Source organism: Plantactinospora sp. KBS50 (assembly GCF_002285795.1).
In the GTDB taxonomy this organism is placed as follows: Bacteria; Actinomycetota; Actinomycetes; order Mycobacteriales; family Micromonosporaceae; genus KBS50.
On sequence record NZ_CP022961.1, the window covers coordinates 1,220,332 to 1,246,356 of the forward strand.

The 26,025-nt window shown below is 69.8% G+C and carries 21 protein-coding genes and 3 pseudogenes; 18 read left to right on the forward strand and 6 right to left on the reverse strand.

What is annotated here, in order from left to right:
* The first annotated feature begins 1 nt into the window (after position 1).
* The 4 genes from CIK06_RS05655 (at position 2) to CIK06_RS05670 (ending at position 6,273) form a co-directional block, all read left to right on the forward strand.
* Entirely contained in the window at positions 2–1,537 is a 1,536-nt protein-coding gene (locus CIK06_RS05655; RefSeq protein ID WP_095563934.1) for a DUF4185 domain-containing protein, read from the forward strand.
* Between the two features lie 89 nt (positions 1,538–1,626).
* Positions 1,627–3,087: a VCBS repeat-containing protein gene (locus CIK06_RS05660; protein WP_095563935.1), complete on the forward strand. Its 1,461-nt coding sequence runs from the start codon at positions 1,627–1,629 to the stop codon at positions 3,085–3,087.
* A gap of 8 nt (positions 3,088–3,095) precedes the next feature.
* Positions 3,096–5,264, forward strand: coding sequence for an N-acetylmuramoyl-L-alanine amidase (locus CIK06_RS05665; RefSeq protein WP_095563936.1), 2,169 nt, complete (start codon positions 3,096–3,098; stop codon positions 5,262–5,264).
* 25 nt (positions 5,265–5,289) lie between these two features.
* The gene (locus tag CIK06_RS05670; protein WP_369916103.1) at positions 5,290–6,273 is read left to right on the forward strand and encodes an alpha/beta hydrolase; all 984 of its coding nucleotides are present in this window, start codon (positions 5,290–5,292) and stop codon (positions 6,271–6,273) included.
* Positions 6,274–6,369: 96 nt separating this feature from the next.
* On the opposite strand, the gene CIK06_RS05675 is transcribed toward CIK06_RS05670, so the two are convergent.
* Positions 6,370–7,512 (reverse strand): site-2 protease family protein, encoded by a 1,143-nt coding sequence (locus CIK06_RS05675; protein ID WP_095563938.1) that lies wholly within the window; start codon positions 7,510–7,512, stop codon positions 6,370–6,372.
* Between the two features lie 119 nt (positions 7,513–7,631).
* Between CIK06_RS05675 and CIK06_RS05680 the strand changes: the two genes are divergently transcribed.
* The 9 genes and pseudogenes from CIK06_RS05680 (at position 7,632) to CIK06_RS05720 (ending at position 17,306) form a co-directional block, all read left to right on the forward strand.
* Positions 7,632–8,597, forward strand: coding sequence for an aldo/keto reductase (locus tag CIK06_RS05680; RefSeq protein ID WP_095563939.1), 966 nt, complete (start codon positions 7,632–7,634; stop codon positions 8,595–8,597).
* Positions 8,598–8,688: 91 nt separating this feature from the next.
* Positions 8,689–9,186 (forward strand): hemerythrin domain-containing protein, encoded by a 498-nt coding sequence (locus tag CIK06_RS32090; RefSeq protein ID WP_095563940.1) that lies wholly within the window; start codon positions 8,689–8,691, stop codon positions 9,184–9,186.
* Between the two features lie 124 nt (positions 9,187–9,310).
* Positions 9,311–10,783 carry a sigma 54-interacting transcriptional regulator gene (locus CIK06_RS05690; RefSeq protein WP_095563941.1) on the forward strand — a complete coding sequence of 491 codons (1,473 nt, stop codon included), beginning with the start codon at positions 9,311–9,313 and terminating at the stop codon, positions 10,781–10,783.
* Between the two features lie 2 nt (positions 10,784–10,785).
* The gene (locus CIK06_RS05695; protein WP_095563942.1) at positions 10,786–12,753 is read left to right on the forward strand and encodes a hypothetical protein; all 1,968 of its coding nucleotides are present in this window, start codon (positions 10,786–10,788) and stop codon (positions 12,751–12,753) included.
* 94 nt (positions 12,754–12,847) lie between these two features.
* Positions 12,848–13,307: pseudogene (locus tag CIK06_RS05700) on the forward strand (maleylpyruvate isomerase N-terminal domain-containing protein).
* A gap of 149 nt (positions 13,308–13,456) precedes the next feature.
* A pseudogene (locus CIK06_RS32310) lies at positions 13,457–14,499 on the forward strand (ATP-binding protein).
* 10 nt (positions 14,500–14,509) lie between these two features.
* Positions 14,510–16,338: pseudogene (locus tag CIK06_RS05710) on the forward strand (hypothetical protein).
* A 381-nt stretch (positions 16,339–16,719) separates the two neighbouring features.
* A complete protein-coding gene (locus CIK06_RS30625) occupies positions 16,720–17,031 on the forward strand; it encodes a GNAT family N-acetyltransferase (protein WP_232534251.1) in 312 nt (103 codons plus the stop codon).
* Positions 17,032–17,081: 50 nt separating this feature from the next.
* Positions 17,082–17,306 carry a DUF1877 family protein gene (locus tag CIK06_RS05720; protein WP_232534252.1) on the forward strand — a complete coding sequence of 75 codons (225 nt, stop codon included), beginning with the start codon at positions 17,082–17,084 and terminating at the stop codon, positions 17,304–17,306.
* Between the two features lie 177 nt (positions 17,307–17,483).
* Here CIK06_RS05720 and CIK06_RS05725 read toward each other — a convergent pair whose 3' ends face one another.
* Positions 17,484–18,548, reverse strand: coding sequence for an alpha/beta hydrolase (locus CIK06_RS05725; protein ID WP_095563943.1), 1,065 nt, complete (start codon positions 18,546–18,548; stop codon positions 17,484–17,486).
* 75 nt (positions 18,549–18,623) lie between these two features.
* Here CIK06_RS05725 and CIK06_RS05730 point away from each other — a divergent pair, with 75 nt between their 5' ends.
* The 4 genes from CIK06_RS05730 to CIK06_RS05745 all read left to right on the forward strand — a co-directional run bounded on the left by CIK06_RS05730 (position 18,624) and on the right by CIK06_RS05745 (position 21,535).
* Positions 18,624–19,184, forward strand: coding sequence for a TetR/AcrR family transcriptional regulator (locus CIK06_RS05730; protein ID WP_095567594.1), 561 nt, complete (start codon positions 18,624–18,626; stop codon positions 19,182–19,184).
* 197 nt (positions 19,185–19,381) lie between these two features.
* Positions 19,382–19,954: a histidine phosphatase family protein gene (locus tag CIK06_RS05735; protein ID WP_095563944.1), complete on the forward strand. Its 573-nt coding sequence runs from the start codon at positions 19,382–19,384 to the stop codon at positions 19,952–19,954.
* 134 nt (positions 19,955–20,088) lie between these two features.
* A complete protein-coding gene (locus tag CIK06_RS05740) occupies positions 20,089–20,544 on the forward strand; it encodes a hypothetical protein (RefSeq protein ID WP_157756614.1) in 456 nt (151 codons plus the stop codon).
* A 136-nt stretch (positions 20,545–20,680) separates the two neighbouring features.
* Entirely contained in the window at positions 20,681–21,535 is an 855-nt protein-coding gene (locus tag CIK06_RS05745; RefSeq protein WP_232534033.1) for a hypothetical protein, read from the forward strand.
* A gap of 74 nt (positions 21,536–21,609) precedes the next feature.
* Here CIK06_RS05745 and CIK06_RS05750 read toward each other — a convergent pair whose 3' ends face one another.
* From CIK06_RS05750 to CIK06_RS05765, 4 genes are all read right to left on the reverse strand, one after another.
* Positions 21,610–22,101 (reverse strand): chloramphenicol phosphotransferase CPT family protein, encoded by a 492-nt coding sequence (locus CIK06_RS05750; RefSeq protein ID WP_232534034.1) that lies wholly within the window; start codon positions 22,099–22,101, stop codon positions 21,610–21,612.
* 279 nt (positions 22,102–22,380) lie between these two features.
* The gene (locus tag CIK06_RS05755) at positions 22,381–23,112 is read right to left on the reverse strand and encodes a bifunctional 2-polyprenyl-6-hydroxyphenol methylase/3-demethylubiquinol 3-O-methyltransferase UbiG (RefSeq protein WP_198348115.1); all 732 of its coding nucleotides are present in this window, start codon (positions 23,110–23,112) and stop codon (positions 22,381–22,383) included.
* Positions 23,113–23,186: 74 nt separating this feature from the next.
* Positions 23,187–23,654, reverse strand: a complete 468-nt coding sequence (locus tag CIK06_RS05760) for a hypothetical protein (protein WP_232534035.1) — start codon at positions 23,652–23,654, stop codon at positions 23,187–23,189.
* Positions 23,655–23,793: 139 nt separating this feature from the next.
* The gene (locus CIK06_RS05765; protein ID WP_157756615.1) at positions 23,794–24,654 is read right to left on the reverse strand and encodes an alpha/beta fold hydrolase; all 861 of its coding nucleotides are present in this window, start codon (positions 24,652–24,654) and stop codon (positions 23,794–23,796) included.
* Positions 24,655–24,742: 88 nt separating this feature from the next.
* On the opposite strand from CIK06_RS05765, the gene CIK06_RS05770 reads away from it, so the two are divergent.
* A complete protein-coding gene (locus CIK06_RS05770; RefSeq protein ID WP_095563948.1) occupies positions 24,743–25,348 on the forward strand; it encodes a TetR/AcrR family transcriptional regulator in 606 nt (201 codons plus the stop codon).
* The last annotated feature ends 677 nt before the right edge of the window (positions 25,349–26,025 follow it).

Consider the following 26,025-nt stretch of genomic DNA (forward strand, 5'->3'; position numbering starts at 1 on the left):
AATGACGCATGTACTCAACCGCGCCACCGGCGTGCTCGCCGCGGGCGCCGTGGGTGCCGCGACCGTTCTGGTCGCCGCCACCCCGGCCGCCGCGACCAGCGCCCCCACCCCGGCCACCGTGGTCCAGAAGATCACCGGCCCCGACTCGCCCAACGACACCTACGGCCGCTGGAACGTCAAGGCCACCGACCTCGGCATCATGTGGGACAACAACGCCGGGCAGGTGCTCACCCTGTTCGGCGACACCTTCGGGGACGCCTGGGTCGGCCCCGGCGGCGGCGGCCTCGGGGCCGGCGACGCGAACTGGCGGAGCAACGTGCTGCTGCGCTCGGCCGACACCACCCCGGACGACGGCATGAGCTTCGACAGCGCCGTCACCGGCGCCGACGGCCGGGCCCGGGAGATCCTGCCCGGCCTGCACCAGCCGGACGGCACCGGCGAGGTCACCAAGATCCCGACCGCGGGCATCGCCGTGGGCAGCCGGCAGTACGTCTCGTTCATGTCGATCCGCCACTGGGGCGCGCCCGGGTACTGGGACACCAACTACGCGCAGCTCGCGTACTCCGACGACAACGGCGTGACCTGGACCACCAGCGGCACGCCGACCTGGAGCAACCCGTCGTTGACCGACCGGTTCCAGCAGCAGGCGTTCGCCCGGCACGGCGGCTACGTGTACGTCTTCGCCACCCCGAGCGGCCGCAACAACAGCGCGTACCTGGCCCGGGTGCCCGAGGCACAGGTGCTGACCAAGTCCGCCTACCAGTACTGGAACGGCACCTCCTGGATCACCGACAACGAGGCGGCGGCAGCGGCGATCGTCAGCGCGCCGGTCTCCGAGCTCTCGGTGCGGTACGACAGCTTCAGCGGCCGGTGGCTGATGATGTACCTGCGCGGCGAGGACATCGTGCTGCGCACCGCCACCAGCCCGCAGGGCCCGTGGGGCAGTCCGCAGATCGCCGCCAGTTCGGCCGACCACCCGGGCCTGTACGGCGGGTTCATGCACCCGTGGAGCACCGGCGGGGCGATCTATTTCGCGATGTCGCAGTGGGACCCGTACAACGTCTATCTGATGAAGGTGCGGATCGACTCCTCCGGCACCATCGTGCGGCCGAATCTGGTGACCGATCCCAGTTTCGAACGCGGACTGCTGACCGGCGGCGGGGGATGGGCGTGTAACGGACACTGCGGGATCGACAACGCGTACTGGGGTTACTCCGGCGACCGCAATGCCTTTGCCCGTTACAACCAGGGTTGGCAGGACGTGCACCGGACGGTGTCGGTGAGCGCGGACACCAACTACCGGTTGACCGGTTTCCTGCGTACGTCCGCCAACAGCGACAACGGTTTCTTCGGGGTCCGGACCACCGGCGGGGCCGTCATCGGCGAGGCGCATTTCACCGCGGTGGGTCCGTGGACGCGATTCGTCGTGGACTTCAACTCGGGAGCGCGTACGGCGCTCGTCGTGTACGGCGGCGTATGGACCGATCACGGCGATATCTGGATCCAATTGGACGATATCGCCATCGTGGCCCGCTAGGTCGAAACTTTTCTTGACATCGAGTGGCTTCTTTGGCTACTTTATATCGAAATATTCCCATTCTTGTAATTCGTCCCCCTGGAGTAGGCATGCGACGAATCGCGATGCTGTGCGCCCTCGGACTGGTGTCGGCCGGCATGACCACCGTGGTGGCCACCGCCCCGGCCCAGGCCGCGTGCACCTCGATCCCGGCCACGGCCGATCCCTCGGTGCTGCTGATCGTGCACCGGGTGGCGAAGAACCTGGTGGTCAACGACAAGGTGTTGCTGGCCGGGTTCGAGGCCGGCTGGGTCGAGTCCCACATGAACAACCTGCCCTGCGGCGACAAGTCGTCGCTCGGGGTGTTCCAGCAGCGCTGGGACTACGGCTGGGGCACCCAGGCGCAGATCATGGACCCGGTCTACGCGGCGACCCAGTTCTACTCCCGGGCCATCACCTGCGACCGGAACAACCCGGGCTACAGCGCCGGCCAGGTCGCCCAGTGCGTCCAGGGGTCCGGCTTCCCGGACCGGTACGACCAGGCCGTCGGCACCGCGCGGACCCTGCTGGCCAGCGCGGCCCGGTACGCCGCCTCGGCCACCGGGTCACCCACCGACTTCAACGGGGACGGCCGGTCGGACATCGTCGCGTTCACCCAGGGCTCGCTGGCCGACGTGTACGTGGCCACCTCCACCGGTTCATCGTTCGCCGGCACCTCGGTGAAGTGGAGCGACTTCTTCTCCGTCGGCGGGGAGACCGCGCTGACCGGTGACTTCAACGGCGACGGCAAGGACGACATCGTCACGTTCGCGCACGGCTCCGGCACGCCCGGCTCGTCCAACGCCGCCACGGCCGGCGACGTCTACGTCGAACTGTCCACCGGCACCACCTTCTGCTGCGGCGCCAAATGGCACGACTGGTTCGCCCCCGCCGGCGAAATCCCCGCCGTCGGCGACGTCAACGGCGACGGCAAAGACGACATCATCACCTTCACCCACAACAACCTCGCCGACGTCTACGTCGCCCTCTCCACCGGCACCACCTTCACCCCCGCCCAAAAATGGCACGACTGGTTCGCCCCCACCGGCGAAACCCCCGCCGTCGCCGACGTCAACGGAGACGGCAAAGCCGACATCATCACCTTCACCCAAGGCACCACCACCACCGCCGACGTCTACGTCGCCCTCTCCACCGGCACCACCTTCCAACCCGCCCAAAAATGGCACGACCTGTTCTCCCTCACCGGCGAACAACCCCGCGTCGGCGACATCAACGGAGACGGCAAAGCCGACATCGTCACCTTCACCTGCAACCCCGACGCCGACGTCTACGCCGCCACCTCCACCGGAACAACCTTCACCGGCACCACCATCAAATGGCACGACCACTTCTGCCTCACCGGCGAACACCCCTACCTCGGCGACGTCAACGGCGACGGCAAAGACGACCTCATCGTCTTCACCCAAGGCACCACCAACGACGTCTACACCGCCCTCTCCACCGGCACCACCTTCCAACCCAGCCAAAAATGGCACGACTACTTCGGCCTCACCGGCGAAACGACCCTTTAGGAGGATCGATGCGCACGACCCGTCGTACCGGCGCCCTGCTCGGTGCCGCGCTCGCCGGCGCCCTGCTCTGCGCCGCCCCGGCCGCCGCCGGTGCCGACCGGCCCGGTGCCGACCGGCCCGGTGACGCCGCCGGCTCGGGCCGGCCGGGGGAGACCGCCGGCTCGGGCCGGGCCGCCGGTTCCGCGACCGCCGGCTCGGGCCGGGCCGCCGGTTCCGCGACCGCCGGCCTGGCCGGGCCGTTCGCCCGGGCGGCGCGCGACTTCGGCGTACCCCGGGACCTGCTGGTGGCGGTCGGCTACAGCGAGAGCCGGTTGACCGACCACCAGGGTCTGCCCAGCCAGGACAACGGCTTCGGGGTGATGCACCTGGCCGACAACCCGTACAACCGGAGCCTGCCGCTGGCCGCCGACCTCACCGGGACCGGCGTGCCCACCCTGAAGACCGACGTCGCGGCCAACATCCGTGGCGCGGCGGCGGTGCTGGCCAGCTACGCGAAGCAGGCCGGCATCACCGGCGCCGACCCCGCGGCCTGGTATCCGGCGGTGGCCCGGTACGCGGGCGCGACAAGCGACTCCGGCGCGCGGCTCTACGCCGACCACGTGTACCAGGTGCTCAACCAGGGCATCGGCGGACCGGTGCCGGTGCCGGCCCGCAGGGTCCGGCCGCAGCTCGGCCGGTACGCGGACGTCCAGGTGGCCGGTCGGCTGAGCACCGCCGAGCAGCCGGTGGCGGGTCTGGCCGCCGCGGCGGTGCCGGAGTATCCCGGGGCGCACTGGGTGGCGGCCAACGGCAACAACTACTCGCCCGGTCGCAGCGCCGCGATCAGCACGGTGGTCATCCACGTCACCCAGGGCTCGTACGCGGGCACCGTGAACTGGTTCCAGAATCCGTCGGCGGGGGTGAGCGCGCACTACGTGGTGCGCTCCAGCGACGGTGACATCACCCAGATGGTCCGCGAACAGGACACGGCCTACCACGTCATCAACGCGAACTCGTACGCCGTCGGGATCGAGCACGAGGGCTACGTGGACCAGCCGGCCTGGTTCACCGACGTCATGTACCGCTCGTCGGCGGCGTTGACCCGGTACCTGTGCGACAGGTGGGGGCTGCCCAGGGACCGGGCGCACATCAAGGGCCACTACGAGATGCCGGGCAACGACCACACGGACCCGGGGCCGAACTGGAACTGGAACTACTACATCTCGCTGGTCAACTCCGGCGGAAGCAAGCCGGTGGCCGGGTCGTCGACCGACTTCAACGGCGACGGCAAAGACGACATCATCACCTTCACCCTCGGCACCCGCAACGACGTCTACGTCGCCACCTCCACCGGATCAGCCTTCGCCGGCACCTCAGTGAAGTGGAGCGACTACTTCGGCCTCACCGGCGAAACCCCCCTCACCGGAGACTTCAACGGCGACGGCAAAGACGACATCATCACCTTCACCGGCGGCACCCTCGCCGACGTCTACGTCGAGCTGTCCACCGGCACCACCTTCTGCTGCGGCGCCAAATGGCACGACTGGTTCGCCCCCGCCGGCGAAATCCCCGCCGTCGGCGACGTCAACGGCGACGGCAAAGACGACATCATCACCTTCACCCACAACAACCTCGCCGACGTCTACGTCGCCCTCTCCACCGGCACCACCTTCACCCCCGCCCAAAAATGGCACGACTGGTTCGCCCCCACCGGAGAAACCCCCGCCGTCGCCGACGTCAACGGAGACGGCAAAGCCGACATCATCACCTTCACCCAAGGCACCACCACCACCGCCGACGTCTACGTCGCCCTCTCCACCGGCACCACCTTCCAACCCGCCCAAAAATGGCACGACCTGTTCTCCCTCACCGGCGAACAACCCCGCGTCGGCGACATCAACGGAGACGGCAAAGCCGACATCGTCACCTTCACCTGCAACCCCGACGCCGACGTCTACGCCGCCACCTCCACCGGAACAACCTTCACCGGCACCACCATCAAATGGCACGACCACTTCTGCCTCACCGGCGAACACCCCTACCTCGGCGACGTCAACGGCGACGGCAAAGACGACCTCATCGTCTTCACCCAAGGCACCACCAACGACGTCTACACCGCCCTCTCCACCGGAACCACCTTCCAACCCAGCCAAAAATGGCACGACTACTTCGGCCTCACCGGCGAAATCACCTACTGAAACGACCATCCCACAAGGAGTGATCGTGAACGACCGTCCGCACACCCTCAACCGTCGCCGCCTGCTGATCGGCTCGGCGGCCGTTGCCGCCGGCACGTTGACCAGCGGCCTCGTCGCGCCGGGCGCCGCGCAGGCCGCCGGTAACGGCTACGGCCTGACCATCGTGGACCGCAACGAGAACGCCGGCCGGCTCCAGTACTACCGCTTCGCCACCAGCGCGATCGGCTGGAACCCGGGCGTCAACGTGCTGCTGCCCGACGGCTACCACACCTCGGGCAAGCGGTACCCGGTGCTGTACCTGCTGCACGGCGGCAACCAGGACTTCCGTACGTTCCACATGTACGAGGACATCGTGAACCTGACCGCGGGGCGGCAGTTGATCGTGGTGATGCCGGACGCCGCGACCGGCTGGTACTGCAACCCGGTGAACAGCTTCGTGGGGCCGCGCAACTGGGAGACCTTCCACATGGCCCAGTTGCTGCCCTGGATCGACGCGAACTTCCGCACCTTCGCCGAGTACAACGGCCGGGCCGTGGCCGGATTCTCGATGGGCGGCTTCGGCGCGCTGAAGTACACGGCGAAGTACTACGGGCACTTCTGCTCGGTCAGCTCCCACTCCGGGCCGGCGAGCCTGCGGCGGGACTTCGGCCTGGTCGTCCACTGGGCCAACGTCAGCTCGGCCGCCGTCGAGCTGGGCGGTGGCACGGTGTACGGCGTACCGCTGTGGGACGAGGCGCGGGTGACCGCCGACAACCCGATGGAGCGGATCCCGAGCTACCTCAACAAGCGGATCTTCCTGGTCGCCGGCACCTCGCCCGACCCGGTCAACTGGTTCGACACGGTGAACGAGACGCAGGTGCTGGCCGGCCAGCGGGAGTTCCGCGGTGCCCTGGCCGGGGCCGGGATCCCGCACGAGTGGCACGAGCGGCCGGGCGGCCACGTGTTCCGGCACGACATGTTCACCCTGGATCTGAACGGCATGCTCGGCCGGCTGCGCCGGGCGGCCTGACGGGGTCGGGACGGCCGGACGGGTCGGGTGGCGACCTGACCCTTCCGGCGGGCCGGCGGGTACCGGTCGGCGTGGGGCCGACCGGTACCCGCCGGCTCATCGTCGCTGGCCGCCGGTGCCCTCCCGCATGGCGTTGCGCTGCACGGCCCGGCTGATGTCGCTGGGCGAGACGATGCCGACCAGTTGGTCGCCCTCGACCACCAGGGCGCGCCCGTCGGCGCAGGCGCTGAGCCGGGGCAGCAGCTCCAGCAGCGGCTCGTCGGGACGGGCCAGCACGAGCTGGTCGGGCGGGCAGGAGACCGCGCCGAGGTTCGTACCGGCCCGTTGGTCGGCCGGCACGCCGCGGACCCGGTCGAGGGTCACCAGGCCCACCGGGCGGCCGTCGACCACCAGCGGCAGGGCCGAGTGCCGGTACGCCCACAGGTAGTGGTCGACGAAGTCGGCGACGCTCACCTCCGGGGTGACCGCCTGCGGTTGCGCGGTCATCACCTCGCCCACCCGTACCCCGCTGAGCGCCACCCCGACCCGGGCCTGCCGCTCCTCGGCCATCGCGGCGCCGACCAGGAACCAGCCGATCAGCGCCAGCCAGAGCGCCCCCACCGCGAACCCGGTGAGGAACTGCCACAGCCCCAGCGCGATCAGCGCCGCCCCGAGCACCCGCCCGGCGCGGGCCGCGGCGATCGCCGCCCAGGTCCGGTCGCCGCGCCAGCGCCACAGCGCGGCCCGCAGCAGCCGCCCACCGTCCAGCGGCGCGGCCGGAAGCACGTTGAAGATCGCCAGCACCAGGTTGATCCCGGCCAGCCACGCGAACGCCCCGAAGACCAGCCCGCGGGGGCCGGTGGCCGCGATTCCGGCCGCGACGGCGCCGAAGATCGCCCCGAGGATGAAGCTGACCAGCGGTCCCACCCCGGCGATCCGCAGCTCGGCGCCCGGCGTACGGGCCTCACCGCGCAGCTGCGCGACGCCGCCGAACAGCCACAGCGTGATGCCCTGCACCTCCAGGCCGTTGCGCCGGGCGACCACGGCGTGCGACACCTCGTGCGCCAGCAGCCCCAGGAAGAACACCACGGCCGCCGCGATCCCGGCCAGCGCGTACGCCCAGCCCGGGTGGCCCGGGTACGCCCGCGGGAACTGGTCCGCCGACAGCCCCCAGACGAGCAGGCCGAAGATGACCACCACGCTCCAGTTGACGCCGACGGGTACGCCGGCGACCCGGCCCAGCCGGAAGCTCGCCCCCATGCGTCATGCATACCCCGCCGTACCCCGATCACGCCAGGTGCGCGGATCGGCCGCGACCCCGCAGGTGGCCGCGCCGGAAGCGACAACACGGGATCTTTCCACCGGAGTAGCGTCGGCCCATGCGTTACGTCCCGTTGGAGACCGCCAGACCGATTTCCGTGATCGGCCTCGGCACCTGGCAGTTCGGGTCCCGCGAGTGGGGCTACGGCGCCGGCTACCGGCAGCGCGCCGAGCAGATCGTCCGCCGGGCGCTGGAGATGGGGGTCACCCTGTTCGACACGGCCGAGATGTACGCGCTCGGGGCCAGCGAGCGGATCCTCGGCGCGGCGCTCGGCGACGACCGGGAGAAGGTCTTCCTGGCGAGCAAGATCTTCCCGCTGTTCCCGGTGGCGCCGGTGGTACGCCGGCGGGCGGCGGCCTCGGCCCGCCGGCTCGGGGTGCGCTCCATCGACCTGTACCAGGTGCACCAGCCGAACCCGGTGATCCGGGACGGCAGCACGATGCGCGGGATGCGCGGATTGCAGGACGACGGCCTGATCGGCGAGGTCGGGGTGAGCAACTACGCCCTGAAGCGGTGGCGGACCGCCGAGGCGCACCTGGGTCGGCGGGTGCTGTCCAACCAGGTGCGGTACAGCATCGCCCAACGGGAACCCGAACGGGACCTGGTGCCGTACGCCGAGCGCAGCGGCCGGCTGGTCATCGCGTACAGCCCGCTGGCGCAGGGGTTCGTCTCCGGCCGGTACGACGCGAACCACCGGCCCGCCGGGGCGGTCCGGCGGGCCAACCCGCTGTTCCTGCCGGAGAACCTCGAACGCGGCGCCGGCCTGCTGGCCGCGCTGCGCGAGGTGGCCGACGCGCACGACGCCACCGAGAGCCAGATCGCGCTGGCCTACCTGGTGCGCAGCCCGGCGGTGGTGGCCATCCCCGGCGCGTCCAGCGTGGAACAGTTGGAACGCAACGCCGCCGCGGCCGACATCCGGCTCGCCGACGACGAGTACGCCGCGCTAGCCCGCGCCGCCCGCGAGTTCAGCCCGATCACCGGCCCGGCCGTGCTGCCGCGGCTGCTCCGCGCCCGCCGTTCCTGACCGCAACGGTGCGGATCCGCAACGGAACGGATCCGTACCCGCAGAGATCCGTACCCGTACGAAGCCGCCACCCTACGAAGGAGACCGCAGCATGGACGACATCACGGCGCTGATCCTGGACGACCACCACGCCTTCCGGGTCGGGTTCGCCCGCCTCGACGACGCCCGCGACAACGCCGACCTGGCGGCAGTCTGGGACGACCTGGCGCTGCACCTGGACATCCACGCCGAGGCCGAGGAGGCGATCCTCTACCCGCACCTGGTCAAGCACGGCGACGACGGCGAGGACGAGACCGACGACGCCATCCGGGACCACAACAAGATCCGGGACGCGATCGAGGAGGCGAAGAAGCACCCGGTCGGCTCGGACGCGTGGTGGCAGGCGGTGGGCACGGCGCGCAGCGAGAACAGCGAACACCTGGCCGAGGAGGAGGACGAGGCGCTGGCCGACTTCCGCCGGCACGCCAGCACCGAGCTGCGGGCCGAGCTGGGCGCGCGCTGGCTGCGGTTCTACGGCGAGCATCCGCGCGGACGCGGGCTGCGGTTCACCGACAAGGACCCCGGCCGGTACGTGCGGGAGCACCGCTGAGCCGCCCCGGGCCGCCCCCGGCGAAAGCCTTCGTCACTCTCCGTAACTGGATGCCTCCTGGTTGACACCCCTGTTCGCGCTGGACGCAACGCACTCGAAGTGTCGCCGAGATAGCGTCGGTGGGGTGACGGAGACCTTCCACGCGCCGCCGGTCGACCTGCCGGCCACCCTCGGCGGGCTACGCGCCGCCGGACACCGCTACAAGACCGTCAAGCAGGAGCTACGGGACAACCTGCTGGCGCGGATGCGCTCCGGCGCCGAGCGCTTCCCGGGCATCGTCGGCTACGAGGACACCGTACTGCCGGAGGTGGAACGGGCGCTGCTGGCCGGGCACGACATGGTGCTGCTCGGCGAGCGCGGCCAGGGCAAGACCCGGCTGATCCGCTCGCTGGGCCAACTGCTGGACGAGTGGACGCCGGTGCTGCCGGACTCGCCGCTGAACGAGCACCCGCTGCACCCGGTCACCCCGGCGGCGATCGCCGCCGTGGCGCAGGCCGGCGACGACCAGCCGATCTCCTGGCTGCACCGGTCCATGCGGTACGGCGAGAAGCTGGCCACCCCGGACACCAGCGTCGGCGACCTGATCGGCGACGTCGACCCGATCCGGATCGCCCAGGGCCGCACCCTCGGCGATCCGGAGACGATCCACTTCGGGCTGGTGCCCCGGACCAACCGGGGCATCTTCGCCGTCAACGAACTGCCCGACCTGGCCGAACGGATCCAGGTGGCGCTGCTGAACGTGCTGGAGGAACGGGACATCCAGGTCCGCGGCTACCAGCTCCGGCTGCCGCTGGACCTGCTGCTGGTGGCCAGCGCCAACCCGGAGGACTACACCAACCGGGGCCGGATCATCAGCCCGCTCAAGGACCGGTTCGGCGCCGAGATCCGTACCCACTACCCGCTCGACCTGGAACTGGAGGTCGAGCTGATCCGGCAGGAGGCCGACCTGGTCGCCACGGTGCCGGAGCACGTGCTGGAGGTGCTGGCCCGGTTCGCCCGCGCGGTCCGCGAATCGCCCTCGGTGGACGCCAGGTCCGGCGTGTCGGCCCGGTTCGCGATCGCCGCGGCCGAGACCGTCGCGGCCGCCGCGCTACGCCGGGAGGGTCTGCTGGCCGGCACGTCCAGCCAGCCCCGGCAGGACCTTCCCGCGGTGGCCCGGGTCGGCGACGCGGTGTCGGTGACCAGCACCCTGCGCGGCAAGGTGGAGTTCGAGGCGAACGAGGAGGGCCGGGAGATCGAAATCCTGGCCCACCTGCTGCGCACGGCGACCGCCGACACCTTCCGGACCCGGCTGGCCGGGCTGGACCTGTCCGGCTTCACCGGGCTGGTCGCCGAGGGCGACGTGGTGGAGACCGGCGAACTGGTCGACTCGGCGGAACTGCTGCGCCAGGTCGGCACCGTGCCCGGACTGGCCAAGGCGCTGGACCGGCTGGGCCTGGGCGACGCGCCCACCCCCGGCGAGGCCGCGGCCGGCATCGAGTTCGTGCTGGAAGGACTGCACCTGACCCGCCGGCTGGGCAAGGAGGTCACCGACGACGGGCGCACCCGGTACGGCGGCCGGGACACCGGCGGACGCACCGGCGGGGGCCGAGGCTGATCATGGCGGGCGGCAACCGATTCCGGTACGGCGCCTGGCGCGGCGGCCCGGACCCACTGGCCCCGCCGTACGACGTGCGGGCCGCGGTCGACGCGGTCGGCGCCGAGGTGCTGGCCGGCGGCAGCCTGCGGGACGCGCTGCGCAACCTGCTGCGGCACGGCCCCCGCGGCGGCGCCGGCCTCGACGACCTGGCGGCCCGGGCCCGGCGGCTGCGCCGCGAGGCGATGCGCCGGGGCAACCTGGACGGCGCGGTCACCCGCTCCCAGGCCCTGCTGGACCAGGCGCTCGCGGCCGAGCGGGACGCGTTGCGCGACCGCGACGACGAGACGGCCCGGTTCAACGAGGCCGTGCTGGACAGCCTGCCCCGGTCCACGGCGCGGGCCGTGCAGGAACTGGCGGACTACGACTGGGTCAGCGACGAGGCGCGGCGGACGTACCAGCAGATTCTGGACGGGCTGCGCAACGACGTGCTGGAGCAGCGGTTCGCCGGGCTGCGCGACGCGCTGCGCTCCTCGGCTACCGACCCGGCCGCCCAGCGGCGGCTCGCGGAGCTGATGCACGACCTCAACGACCTGCTGGAACGGCACGGCCGCGGGGAGGACACCACCGACGCGTTCGCCGAGTTCATGCGGCGGCACGGCGAGTTCTTCCCGGAACGGCCGCAGTCGGTGGACGAACTGGTCGACGCGCTCGCCCGCCGGGCCGCCGCGGGGGAGCGGCTGATGCGTTCGCTGTCGCCGCAGCAGCGCGAGGAACTGGCCGGGCTGATGGCGCAGTCCCTGGGCGGCGGGCTGGCCAGCGAGATGGCCGCGCTGGATGCCAACCTGCGGGCGCTGCGCCCCGACCTCGGCTGGGACCGGCGGGAACGGGTCCGCGGCGACCAGCCGCTCGGCTACGGCGAGGCCACCGGGGCGCTCGGCGAGATCGCCGAGCTGGACGACCTGCTCGACCAGTTGGGGCAGGAGCATCCGGGCGCCACCCTGGACGACATCGACGTGGAGTCGGTGGCGCGCAACCTCGGCCGGGGCGCCGCTGACGACGTACGCCGGCTCCGGGACCTGGAGCGGGAACTGCGCCGGCAGGGCTGGGTGAGCCGGACCGGCGACGGGTTGACGCTGAGCCCCAAGGCGCTGCGCCGGCTCGGCGGCACCGCGTTGCGGACCGTCTTCGCCGAACTGTCCGCGGGCCGGCGCGGCCAGCACGACCTGCGCTCGGCGGGCGCCGCCGGGGAGATCACCGGGGCGTCCCGGGCCTGGGAGTACGGCGACGAGCAGCCGCTGGACGTCGTGCGCACCATCGGCCGGGCGGTCCGGCGGCGCGGGCCGGGGGTGCCGGTCCAACTGGACGTCGAGGACTTCGAGGTGGTGGAGACCGAGGCCCGCGCCTCGGCCGCGGTGGCGCTCTGCGTCGACCTGTCGTTCTCGATGATCTCCGAGGGGCGGTGGGGGCCGATGAAGCAGACCGCGCTGGCGCTCTCCCACCTGGTGGCCACCCGGTTCCCGCAGGACGCGTTGCAGATCATCGGGTTCGGGCCGACGGCCATGCCGCTGACCGAGCGGGAACTGGCCACGGTCGAGCCGGATCTGGTGCAGGGCACCAACCTCCAGCATGCGCTGCGGCTGGCCGGCCGGCACCTGCGCCGGCACTCCGGATCCGAACCGGTGGTGCTGGTGGTGACCGACGGCGAGCCCACCGCGCACCTGGATCCGCAGGACGGGGAAGGGGTGTTCCACTGGCCGCCGCTGCGGGAGACCATCGAGGCCACCGTGGCGGAGGTGGACCAGCTGACCCGGTACGGCGCCACCCTCAACCTGTTCATGCTGGGGGAGGACCCGGGGCTGCGCCGGTTCGTGGACGCGGTGGCCCGGCGCAGCGGTGGCCGGGTGCTCTCCCCGGACCCCGCGGACCTCGGCCGGTACGTGGTGGCCGACTACCTGCGCGCCCGCCGGGGCCGCCGCCGCGCCGCCTGACCCCGCGACACCGTCGCGGCACGGCGCACGTGTTGGCACCCTGGGCCGCGACGTTTCCATGATCGACGAGGGGTGGCGATCCTAGACTCGGCGCATGGAGACAGCGGGCCTCCGGCGCGCCTACGAGGTGGTGCTGACCGAGGTCGACGCGGGCGGGTTCGGCGAACCCTCGGCCGGCGAATGGACCGCGGAGCAGGTGGTGGCCCACCTGGCCAGCAACGACGAGCTGCTGGCCGAGGCCACCGAGGCGGTGCTGTCCGGTGCGCCGTTCGCGTACTACAACCACAACGCCATCCACCGGCCGCAACTGGACGCGCTGGTCGCCGAGTGCGGCGGCCTGGACGGCCTGGCGACGCGGCTGCGGGCCACCAGCCAGCGGCTGTGCACCCTGCTGGACCGGCTGGACGCTGACCGCGCGGACACGCCGGTGGAGACGCATCCGGGACGGGGACCGCATCGTCATCGACGAGCCCGTCCCGTGGGGCCGGGTGGTGGACATCCACCAGCGGGTGCACCTGCCCGCGCACACCGACCAACTCCGCGCCCTGCGGTAGCTCTCACGCGGCGCCCGTCCTCGGGCGAGCGCTTGGACCGGGCCGCGGATCCGTCGAGGACGGGGGCGTGACGGGCATCCCGATCGGTATATGGAATGCGGGTCGCCATGGTGGTTGGGCAGGATGGGCGGGTGCATTCCGCGACCTCGGTGACGCCGGCCCAGTTGCCGGACCTGCTGCTGCACGTGGCGGTGGTCCGGCCGGTGTTCGTGTGGGGCGCCCCGGGCATCGGCAAGAGCTCGCTGGTGCGTGCGTTCGCCGCATCGCTCGGACTGGACTGCGTGACTCTGGTGGGTACGCAACTCGCCGCGGAGGACCTGATCGGGGTGCCGGAACTGCGGGACGGCCGCAGCCGGTTCGCGCCGCCGGAGTCGATCGCCCGCGATGAGCCGTACTGCCTGTTCCTCGACGAGTTGAACGCGTCGACGCCGGAGGTGCAGAAGGCCTTCTACTCGCTGATCCTGGACCGTCGTATCGGGGCGTACGAGTTGCCCGCAGGGTCGATCGTGATCGGCGCGGGCAACCGGGCCACGGACAACGCGCTGGCCCGGCCGATGGCCTCCGCGTTGGTCAACCGGCTGGTCCACCTGCACCTGCGCGCCAGCGTCGACGACTGGTTGGCGTGGGCACAGGGCGCCGGGATCCACCCCTGGGTGACCGACTACCTGTCGGAACGTCCGGACCAGCTGTGGGTGAACCCGCCCAAGGTGGAGGAGGTCTTCTCCACCCGCGGAGTTGGCACATGCTCTCCGACGCGTTGCGGTCCTACGGCGATGACATCGACGAGGCCACGCTGCGGCTACTGGCCGCCGGCACGTTGAGCCCCACCCACGCCTCCGGGTTCTGCGGCTACGTGAAGATCGTGCGGAACCGGTACGGACTCGACGCCATCGTCCGCGGAGACGCGGGCTGGCCCACGGCCGCGGCCGACCGGGATTTGCTGTATTTCCTCGCCGAGGCACTCCGGGCCAGGCTGGTCAAGGACCTGCCGGCGAACAAGGAACACGCGTCGCCGGCGCTACGGCAGTTCGCACACCGGGCCAAGGGGCTGCTGGTCGAGCTGGCGGAGACGTCGCTGGAGTGCGCGCAGATGGTCATTTCCACCGACGCGGACGGCGCGCCGGTGCTGCCGGCATGGTTTCTGGTCGAGGTGAGCCGGGACCTGCCCCGGCTGGTCGCCGCCCGCGCGTGAGGACACGCCGATGGGAAAGAAGGTACGGGCGCAAGTCGATCCGAACGTGGCCGCGTTCGAGGCCGCCTGGCGCAAGCTGACCGGCCACCCGATGTTCGCCCCGCTCCTGAGCGTCCGCATCGGGCCCTGGCAGCGGGCCGGTGCGCGGGCGGTGCTGGCCGAGGACCGGCAGCTGGTGGCGGCGGGGGCGATCGCCGTGGTCAACGCGCACGGCACGATCCGGGCCAGCAGGGCACACCGGCTCACCGAGGACCAGTGGTCGTGGGTGCTGGCGCACTGCCTGCTGCACCTCGGATTCGGGCATCTCGCTCCGGACCGACCTGCCGCAGATCCCGCGTACGGGGATGTGGCCTGCGTCGCGGTGGCACGGTTCCAACGGGCCGTCAAGCTCGGCACCGAGCCGGCGCTGCTGCCGGCCGAGTTGCCCACCGCGGAGGAGTCGGTACTGCTGCGGCAGTGGCGGCAGGCCGGCGTGCCGGCCGAGTACGCGGGCTGTGGCACCGGCGGACACGGACCGGACCTGGCCCCACCAGCGCGTGCCGCAGAGTCGACCGATGCGGCTCTGCCGGACTGGTCGGCCCAGTTCGCGGTGGGGCTGTCCGCGGCGGCGACGGCGGCGGTCGACGTGGCGGGCGGGGCGCGCAGCTCGTTGACCGACCGGGACAGCCGCCGGCAACCGTGGCGTCTGGCGATGGGTTGGTTCCTGTCGTCCTACCCGCTGCTCGGCGCCGTGGCCGCCCGCTTCACCCTGGTGGCCGACGCCGAACTGGCGCGACGCTGGAACATCGCCATCGCCGCCGTTTCCGCAGCCGCCGGGGAGATCTACCTCAACCCGCTGCGGGAACTGTCCGGCATCCAGTGGCGGTTCGTGTTGGCGCACGAGATGCTGCACGCCGCGCTGCGCCACGGCGACCGGGTCGGTGGGCGCGATCCGTACCTGTGGAACATCGCGGCCGACTACGTCATCAACGGCTGGTTGATCGAGATGGGCGTCGGTGAACCACCCGACGGCCTGCTCTACGATCCGCAGCTTGCCGGGCTGTCCGCCGAGGCGGTCTACGACCGCATCGCCAAGGATCTCCGGCGGCACCGGAGACTGGCCACGCTGCGCGGCACCGGCCTCGGCGACGTACTCGGCGAACCCCTGCCACGCGACGGCGCCCACGCACGGGGAGTCGACCTGGACGACTTCTACCGGCGGGCGCTGCTGGCCGGATACGCCTACCACCAGCGGGAGGGGCGGGGTCACCTGCCGGCCGGACTCGTCGCCGAGATCCGGGTCCTGGAGCAGCCGCCGCTGCCCTGGGACGTCCGGCTGGCCCGCTGGTTCGACGAGTACGTACCGTCTCCGCGGCGGGTCCGCTCCTACGCCCGTCCGTCACGGCGGCAGGCCAGCACACCGAACATCCCCGACCGGGCTGGCGGTGGCCTGAGGAGTCGATATCCCGATGCACCTTCGGGGTGGTGCTGGACACGTCCGGGTCCATGAACCACGAACTGCTCGGCAAGGCGCTCGGCGCCATCGCCTCGTACGCCGCCGCCCGCGACGTACCCGCCGCCCGAGTGGTCTTCTGCGACGCCCACCCCTACGACGCCGGATACCTGCCCGTCGAACAGATCGCCGGCCGGGTGCGGGTCCGTGGGCGCGGCGGCACGGTGCTCCAGCCCGGCATCCACCTGCTGGAGAACGCTCCCGACTTCCCAACCGGCGCCCCGGTCCTGCTCATCACCGACGGACACTGCGACGTCGTGCGCATCCGCCGGGAACACGCCTTCCTCGTCCCGGAAACCGCGCGACTGCCCTTCACCCCTCGCGGCCCCGTCTTCCGGCTACGGTGACGACACCACATCCCCGCAGCCACCGCCCCTCGGCTTACCGCAACCCGGGTTCGTTGTCTTGCCCGCTGTCTCACGCCGGCGGACGGCACCGGTGACGACGTAGCGGTTCCCCGCCGGAGCGGGAGATCTGCTGACCTGCTACGAGCCGGCGTTTCTGGCTGAGATCAACTATTTGCCCGCCGTCCCCGTGATGCGGATGATCTGGTCCGTGGGCCTCTCGTTCACCGGACATGTGGATTCAGCAGCGCCTCGACGCGCTGGCCCGGAGGACGCCCGAGCGGTGGCCGACCTTCTGATCCGGTCGCGTCGGGCAGCAGCCGGCGCCATCCCTGCTGGGTCCACCCGGATCACGAGGTTCGAGAGTGGATCCGCGCCGTCGTCATTCCCGAGCGAGAGGTATGGCTGATCGAGGACGCTGGCGGCCGGCCACTGGCGGTGCTGGTTCTGGACGATGACTGGGTCGACCAGCTCTATGTCGACCCGGCCTTCACGGGCAGGGGGTTGGGATCCCACCTCGTCGAGTTCGCGAAGTCCCGCCGGCCGGTGGGACTTCAGCTGTGGACGTTCGCGACCAACACCAGAGCGCAGGGGTTCTACCTGCGCCATGGCTTCGGCGCGGCTGAAGCGACCGACGGGTCCGGCAACGAGGAGAAGGCGCCGGACATCCGCTTTGTCTGGAAAGCGCCACCGTAGTCGCCGAGGCACCCGCCAAAGGCGACTGGGGCCACGGACCGCCCTCCTGCCTGACACCGGTCCAGGTAGCGGCTGCGGCCTCGCAACTGGCCGTGCTCACCGAAGACGACCTCATCCGCCGCGCCGACCCCCAGGAGTTGAACCGGGCCGAGATCTACCCCGGCAGAATGGGAAACACCCGGCGAACTGGCGTGGGTGGCCCATCACCTGCCGAACGTTCGAAGCTTCTTCGCCGCATCCGCCGAAGATGGCGACGCGGTGATCTGGCGGCTTGACTGAGTGGCGACTCAGTCAACCGGAGCGCCTCAAGGGGGTGGGACCCCGCTCACACGTACAGCTACACCGAAGTGCATCCTGTGCCGGCTGACGCGGGAGGCGCCGCAGAGCGATCGAAGCCCGGCCTGGAACCCGTGGTCCTGGGATCTGGTGCGTCTCACCGCGGGGATCCCGGGTCAGACGCACCAGGCCTGAGCTGCCGAACGTCCTGTTCTCGATGACTCTCCCGCTTGGGCGAGTCTCGTCGCAGTCAGGCCGTCACCCGTCGAGGCGGCCCGGAGGAACTCGGTGATTTCCGTTCGTGCTGGCTTGGCCTGCGGTACCAGGCCCGGCGTGCTGAGGAACGCGTGTATGGCTCCGGGATGCTCGGCGAGCTGCGCGGGAGTTCCGGCCTCGCGTAGCCGTTGCACGTACGTGCGTCCGTGATCGGCTAACGGGTCGAGTGTCGGCACCACCACCAGCGCCGGGGCCAGCCCGCTCAGGTCATCGGCATACAACGGTGACACCGTGCGAGGATCCGTTCCTTCCGGAACGGCCAGCCGGCGGAACAGTTCCAGCTGTGTTGCGGTGAGGGTCGGGCTGGTGGCGTGTTCGCTCATCGAGGCGTAGTCGAACGCCGTCGAGGTCAGATCGACGCAGGGATTGACCAGCACCTGTGCCCGCAACATCAGACCGAACTCCCTGGCGCTGATCGCGGCCAGGGCCGCCACTACCGCACCGGCACTTTCTCCGAATACAGCAACCCGTGTCGGGTCGATTCCCCACCGATCGGCGTGCTGCACGACGTGGCGTAACGCGTCCCAGCCATCATCGGCAGCCGCAGACAGCGAGATTCCCGGCGCGAGAAGGCGATGCTCGACTGACACGACCACTGCGGGCAGCCGACCGGCGAGGTGACTGTTGACCCAGTCGCTCTGCACCGCTGTACCCACGAAGCCGCCGCCGTGGACGTGAAGTACGAGCGGGAGGTCGACCGAGCCGCCGCGTCCGGGCGACGGCCGGTACACCCGGACCTGGAGCGCGCGGTCAGGCAGGGTCAGCTGCTGCCAGCCGATCGTGGCCCGACGGTACGGGAATCCGGTGATCACCCGCGCCAGGCTGGAGGCCCGCCTGCCGTTCTCCGCCTCGCGGAACGCGTCCAACTCCTCCGCGGTCATCGTCAACCAGTCCGGATCCTTCCGCAGGGCGTGCAGCAGCCGAACCTTCAGCGGTGGTCGCTGCGTTCCGACGGTGTCGCTCATGGCTCCTCCTCGATGCAGGATTACGCTACCCATGGTATCGATACTAGAAGTAGCATAACTGGCTATCGTGTGACCATGGACCGAGCAACCCAAACCAGCAGACCGCCCGGCCGCCCTCGCGTCGGCGTGGACTCCACGGTCTTTGCGGCAGTGCTCGGCACGGTCCACGAACTCGGCTACGCACATGCCACCGTCGATCGCATCGCCGCCGCGGCAGGCGTCGCGAAGACCACGATCTACCGTCGCTGGCCGTCCAAGGGCGCGCTGATCACCGCCTGCCTCGTCGACGCGTTCGGCCCGGCGCCGCTGACCGGCGCCAGCCGGGAGGAGATCATGTCGACAGCTATCCGCTGGATCGCGGCGAAGATCGGCGAACCCGGGATCGGCGCGGCATTCGCCGGCGTGTTCACCGATGCTGTCAACGATCCCGCCCTACGCCAGATCCTTTCCGCACAGTTGCAGGACCCTTACCAGCTCGCGCTTCAGGAGGCGCTTGGCGAACCGGAGAGCCGCGTCCTCTTCCTCATCGATGTCGTTGTCGGAACTCTGCTCCACCGGATGGGCATGACCGGCGAGCCGATGGTCGCCGCCGACGTCGACGCCCTGGTCGAGATGGTCCTACGCACACTTCGCTAGCCGGAGCCCGGGCGCTGCCGCTGGGGGATCTCTGTGCCCACGCGTCCGTCCCCACCTGCCCGGCGAAGGAGTCACCGCGCACCGAGGTAGAAGAGTGCACCTGGCCGTGTTCTCGGCCCGGTCGCGTGCCTTCGTGATCTATCGTGCTGCTCGTCGCACAGGGACTCGTCGCACAGGGACTCGGAGGGCAGCCCACGATGGCTCGTACGCAGCTGTACCTCGTCCGCCACGGCCAACAGGGTTCTGCCTCCGACCACGCTCCGGACGAAGGTCTGTCGCAGCTCGGCCGCGACCAGGCCGACCGGCTCGGCCGACGGCTCCGCACGGTGCCATTCTCGGCCGTCCACCACAGCCCACTGGCGCGGGCGGCTCAAACCGCCGACATCGTCGCGCGCTATCTCCCACAGGTGCCACGACACGACTGCGATTTCGTCGCAGACTGCACGCCGGTGCCCTCTGCCGCCGAACGTGGCCGATACCCGGGACGGTGGCATGCATGGCTTGACGGCGTGCCCGACGACGAGCGCGACGAGGACGCCGTTGCCCTGCGGGCCGCTGTTGAGCACTTCGGTGTCACCGGCGAGGAGGACCGGCAGGAACTGCTGATCACGCACAACTTTGTGATCGGCTGGTTCGTCCGCCACGTGCTTGACGCCCCGGTGTGGCGGTGGATCGGACTCAATCAGGCCAACTGCGCGATCACCATCGTGCAGTGGGACTCCGATCGACCGCCGACCCTGGTCAGCTTCAACGACACCGGACACCTGTAGCCGAAGACAATCCGCTCATCGGCACGACGATGTGCCCAGCCACACGAGCTGTACGTGATGCTACGTAGCGAGCGTTCGCGGTAGATGGGGACGCGGCCTCATTGAGGGGGACTTGGGCTGGGCAGGATAGCCAGGTGCCCATCTGGATCCGTGGCCTTGCCGTTCCGCCGCTGTTGTTTTCCCTCCTGATGGAAGGTAGATGGCGGCATCCCGGCGAATCGGCCCTTGCCCACACGATGCCGTGGTTCAAAGGCCCCCTGCACTTCCTGACCAGCGTCGAGGCGGTGGTGAGAGAGTCGCGCTCACTGGACTTGCTCACCGCGGACGACGCATCGGCTCAGCTCTTCAGACTGGCGCGAGGAACCGCGTGGACCGAGCCGGTCGACCTGTCATGGCTGGACATCGACAAGGCGTTCCTTGTCGCGGTGAACGAGCGGCCAGGCGACGACGTGGCGATCGCGCTCGACTACCGGACAGATCCCACCGACCCCCGCGTTGTCGCGAGTGACTTCTGGACCGACCCGAGGCTGTGTTCATGGCGGGAGGTCGCGCCTACGCTCTCGGCTCTCGTGGTCACGTTCGACCTGTAACGAGGGCTTGCCGGCACAGATCCCGACCTCCCGCGTCGCCCGGAGAGGACGCTCATCGCGGCAGATGACGTTGTCGCCCACGCTAGGCGCCGGGCTGGTCCGGTAACGACGGCTGGCTGTCTGGCATCCTGATGTGGTGGCAGATCCGGAGCCGTTCCTGAGATTCGCACATGAGAGCCGCGATGGGCTGCACTGCTATGTGGCCCGTGCCGACGAGGCGGATATGCCTGGCCCGCTGTGGCCGGGGCTGTGGGAGCAGGAGTATTCCGACGATGCGGACCTGAATCCGTGGTGTCGATACGCGATCAACAACGGTGATGGTGAGGCCCTGGCGGTGTGGCGGGCGCTGGCCTGGGAGCTGACCGCGGGCCGGAGTAGGTTCGCCACTCCCGCCTACTACCGCGACGAGGTAGCTCAGCTGCGGGGCATGAACCGTGAGGCGGTGCGGCTGGTCCGCTGGGAGTACGAGGTCGACGTCGAGCAGCCCGAGTGGCTCAGCGCGGACATCGGGTTTGTCCCGGCTCGTGCCTGCGTGCCACTACGGCCGATTCCGGACCCATGGCAACGAGAACACGCCAGCTTCGCCGGTCTGTTCGACGTGGCAAGCTTCCGCCACCTCACCGACCTTGCCCTGGCCGTCGCCGGCGACGCTACCTCGGAGATCACGCTGTTCGCCCTCCACGATCCAGGCCGGGCCAACTTGCTGGCCTCGACGCTGGATCAGGCGCACCGTCCTGACCTGACCGAGATGCTGCAGCCCGGCGACATCTTCGTCGACCTAGCCGTGGTCCACGATCTTGGTGCCGGCGCTGCCAGCTACCTCACCATCAAGACACTCGAAGCCACCGACGAGGTCAACCACGCAGGCGAGCACTTCAGTCAAGCGTTTCGCCGCTATGCGAACCAGGCCAACCGGATCCGCACTTTCAACGAGTTCAACACCGCCATCGATCACCTGCTCGGCCCGCCCCGCAGCATCGGCACCACTTGACGATGACCCCTCAACCGCGCACTGACACACTCGCACGGCGGCAGATGAGGATGACACGGCATCGAATCAGCCGGCTATTTCGTATCGCGACGGTGACGGAGCCGATCGAACGCTTTCGGGGACGAGACCTCCGGAAGTGCGATGACGATCGCTGTGGCGCACTCGTTGGCGTCCGTGTTCGTGGTGTCTACGACGATGTCGGATTCGCCGTGTGCGTACACCTGGGTCTGGGAACGGGCAAGACCGACTGGCCGGTCTCCGCGAACGCGTTCACGCCGGTCGAGCTCCTCCTGGGCGCAGCGGACCTCGACCAGCGTGACGTCGTATCCCGTGAGGGTGTCGAGCAGGTCGCCGACGCGCCATCGTTCACTCAGGGGGTAGTCCATGATGACATCGTTTCCCGCACCGGCGAGCGCCGCGACGGCACGGTGGTAGCCGAGGCGTGTCCTTCGGAGCATCTCGCTGATTTCCGCATCGTCGAGCACACGAGTGTGAACGGTGGAACGCATCGCCCCGATAGCATCAACGGGAACCAGGAACCACGGATCGGGCAGCAGTGGGAGCATCGCCCGACCGATGCTGCTCTTGCCAGAGCTCGAAGCACCGTTGAGCAGGATGATCCGACCTCTACGCTCTGGCATCACCGGTAAACCATATCGCCCGCGCCCGTACACGCGGGCCCTCGTCAATCGACCGTGGCGGCCGTGACCCTTGCATAGCGACCGCATCGCGGCAGATCCGGACGCCCTGCCAGGCCGGTGGTCACACCTCCGTGGCGCGGGACAGCGACGCTTCCGGCATGGACTCCCTCTCCTGCCCGTCTGCCGGTGGCGGCAGGACTGTGCTCAGGTGGTTCGGCGGGCGGCGACGATGAGGAAGTTCGGGAGGTGGACGTAGGCGTCGATGCCATCGGGTCCGTCGACGGTGACATCGCGGTCGAGTCCGGGTTCTGCCAGTTCGGTGAGCTGGCAGCCGAGGCTGGTGACCTGGTTGAGGTAGGTGGACAGGGTGCGGTGGAAGTCGACGCCGCTGGGGCCGGGGATCCCGTACTCGGTGAGGTAGCGGTGGGTGCGGTACTCGCCATGTTCGCGCCAGGTGGGCCACAGCTGTTCGTAGCAGGGGTGGTTGACGGTGAACAGGAACAGTCCGCCCGGCTTGAGCGTATGTACGCAGGTGCGCATCGCGCCGGTCCAGTCGGGGATGGCGGGTAGGACCATGCTGGCGATCACGGCGTCGAACGGTGCGCCGAGGTCCGGCAGGTTACACAGGTCGGCTTGGACGTACTGGATGCCTCGCGGTGCGGTGGTTTCCTGCTCCACGGCGAAGTCGAACAGCGACTGGCCGGGTTCGACGCCGACGACGGTGGCGCCCCGTCCGGCGAGGATCCGGCTGAGGTAGCCGTTGCCGCAGCCGGCGTCGAGCACCCGCCGCCGGGTCAGGTCGCCGAGTATGCGTAGCAGGACGGGGTTGATCAGGTGGCGCTTGGCGAAGTCGCCGTCGAGTGCTGTCTGCTCCAACACGGTGCGGGGCATCGCTCCCCAGCGTTGGATGGCGGCATCGTTGGTCCACTCGGTCACGAGCTACAGCTCCGATCCTCGTATCGATGGCGCGCACGGTCGGCGGCAGATCAGGATGCCGCGAGCCTGCGCCGTCAATCTCCACTGCTGTCCACGGGGTAGAGCACCGGGTTGATCGTAGTGAGGGTGCCCGACAGACGAGCGGCTCCTTGACGAATACCTGGATCAGGATCTTCGAGCAACGCATCGCACATCCGCACCGCAGCATCACGTTCGCCGGCGTAGATCATGTACACGTCCTGGACTGCGGTAAAGATCCAGTCTGCACGGTTGTCATCGGCGTCCGCCAGCGCTCCAGCGACCAGCGCAAGACCGACCAGGTCCCTCCGACGAAGCAGCGCATCCGCGGTCACGAGGGTCACGAACGTGTCGTCAGCATCAAGCAGAAGCCGTCGCAGCGGCTGTGCCGACCCCGGCATCTCCGCAAAACTCGCCAGGGCCCGGCCGGCATCCGCCCGGTCCTGGTAGGCGCCGCTGCCGGCCAGCCCCAGCAGCGCCACAACCACGGCACGTCGAGCTTCCGCGTCCACGCCCGTCATCATCGAGGACCTCCGTTCGCGTTCCCGCCCCGACTCCGACCTACCAGCCGCACGGAACCGACGACCGATGTCTGATGGCGAGGACACAGCGGCAGATCCGGATGGCTTGCTCGATTATGGAGAACTGCCGTTCAGGCGGATGTCAGCGCGGCATGCGGGCGATTACGTCGTCCCAGATGCCTTCGGGCCAGTCGTGGCCCACGCCGGGATACTCCACGAACTGCGCGCCGGTGATCTGGGCGGCCAGGTGGCGGCCCGCGCTCGGCTTGAGCATGGGATCGTCGGCGCCCGAGACGACCAGGGTAGGCGCAGTGATGGTGGACAGCGGCGGCAGTTTCACGGCTCGGCCGGCGGCGAGGTGCCGCTGGGTGGTGCGCGGATCGCGTGGCGCGCGGGTGTGGCTGAGCATCGCTGCTTCGCGAACCCACTTCTCCGGGAACGGGTAGCCGGGCGAGGCCTGCGCCCGGTAGATCGCGACCAAGTTGTCGATCTCCTGCTCGGGTGTGGTCGCTTTGGGCAGCTTGCGGAACTCGCGGAAGATGCCGAACTTGAGATAACGCAGGGTCTGCAGAACCCCCGCGGTGGCCGGGCTGCTCATGCAGAGCGTAAGTCCGCGGACCCGCCCGGGGTGCAGTAGCGCCAGGGCCTGCGCGATCGCCGACGTGCCGCCCAGGACGTGCGCTTGTGGCCAGCCGAGCGCGTCCATCACCGCGAGCCCGTCGGCGGCCATGTCGGCGATCGTGTAGAGGGGACGAGTGCGGCCGAGCAGCGCACGCCACGGGTTGCCGTCCGCCGGCTGTGGAAAGTGCGTGGACAGGCCGGTGTCTCGGTTGTCGTAGCGGGCCACGTGATAGCCCGCCTCGACCAAGCGTTCGCAGAACGCGTCGGGCCACCACACCATCTGATAGTCCAGCCCCAGGACCAGCAGCAGCGGCTCCCCGGCCGTGCCGAAGGTCTCGTAAGCGATCCTGACGTCCCCGTTCACGGCGTACTCGACGCCCATGTCACCCTCCCATGCTTTGTAATGCGATCGCATGGTAACGGCCGGCGGGCGTCGGTGGCAATGCGTTCGCATGAGATAGGTTCGGTGGGTGCCGAAGCAGGTCGATCACGAGCAACGTCGCCGCCTCCTGGCCGAAGCGGTCTTCGCCGTCATCAGCACGCAAGGGTTCGAGGCAGTGAGCCTGCGTGACGTCGCCGAGCAGGCCGGCGTCTCGATGGGCACCGTGCAGCATTACTTCCCCGCCAAGCAGCAGATGCTGTCGTTCGCGTTATCTCACATGCGCGAACGCGTGATGGCCCGGCTCCAGGCCGCCATCGCCGCGCTGCGCGAGCCCACCCGCCGCGATCTCATCCGTGCCGCCACCGCGGTGATGCTCCCGGTCGACCCGGCCGGCCGCGAGGAGGCATGCGTGAACATCGCGTTCTTCTCTGCCGCGACGGTCACACCCACGTATGCCGAGCAGCTCCGCGACGGATACGGACGCATCCTCACCGTGTCGGTCGCCAACTTTCGCGCGGCGTATCGGTTCAGCGAATTGCGCGACGGAGTCGATCCCGACGTGGAGGCACCCGCGCTCTACTTCCTCACCCAGGGCCTGGTTGGGCCGATTCTTGTCGGCCTCTACCGCCCGGACGAGGCAATGGACCTCATTGACGCCCAACTTGACCGAGTTTTTCGTCCGGCATCACCATGAACCGATCATGGGCTGAGACCGCTCCAGAACTCTGGCTGGAGTCCACGGAGCCTGCCCAAGATCGGACATCCGCTCATCGGCAGTTCGGGACGTCGCTGGACCGAAGTCCGACCACGGAGGGTGACAGCAAAACCCGGCAGGTAGCGCGCCCGCTCGGCGGCAGATGTGGGCGTCTGCCCGCAGTGTTTGGGCCGGTTGGGATACGTGAGTCATGAGGCGGGATTGGCGATGGACGGCGGGACTTTGGCGCTACGCCCGCTGATCACCAAGGCTGTCCGGGCGGAGCCTGGGGATCATGAACAGTTCGGTCTCGGAAGAGGTTGTCCAGCGGTTCGACTATGGCCCATAGCTCGCGTCGAGCGGGAGGAACCAGCAGTGCCAAAGCCTGTTGCAGCACCTCACGAGCCTCGGTCGGATCGCAGCACGGGCATCCGTGCCAAGCGACTTCCTCCAGCATGACCGACACATCGCCACGGTGGACCGTCCGTTTCCATCCCGTCAAAGCGCGGGAAACGGATCCTGGACCAAGCCGGCAGCGTTCGAGGGCCTGGATCTGGCTAACCGCTCTCGCCGTCAGGCCGTCGATCACCGATAACGTCACGCCTGGCCGTAGCCGCAGTGGAAGAGCGGCACGAACTGCCGCTGGGGACCTACGCGCCATGGCCCTTTCTGATCGT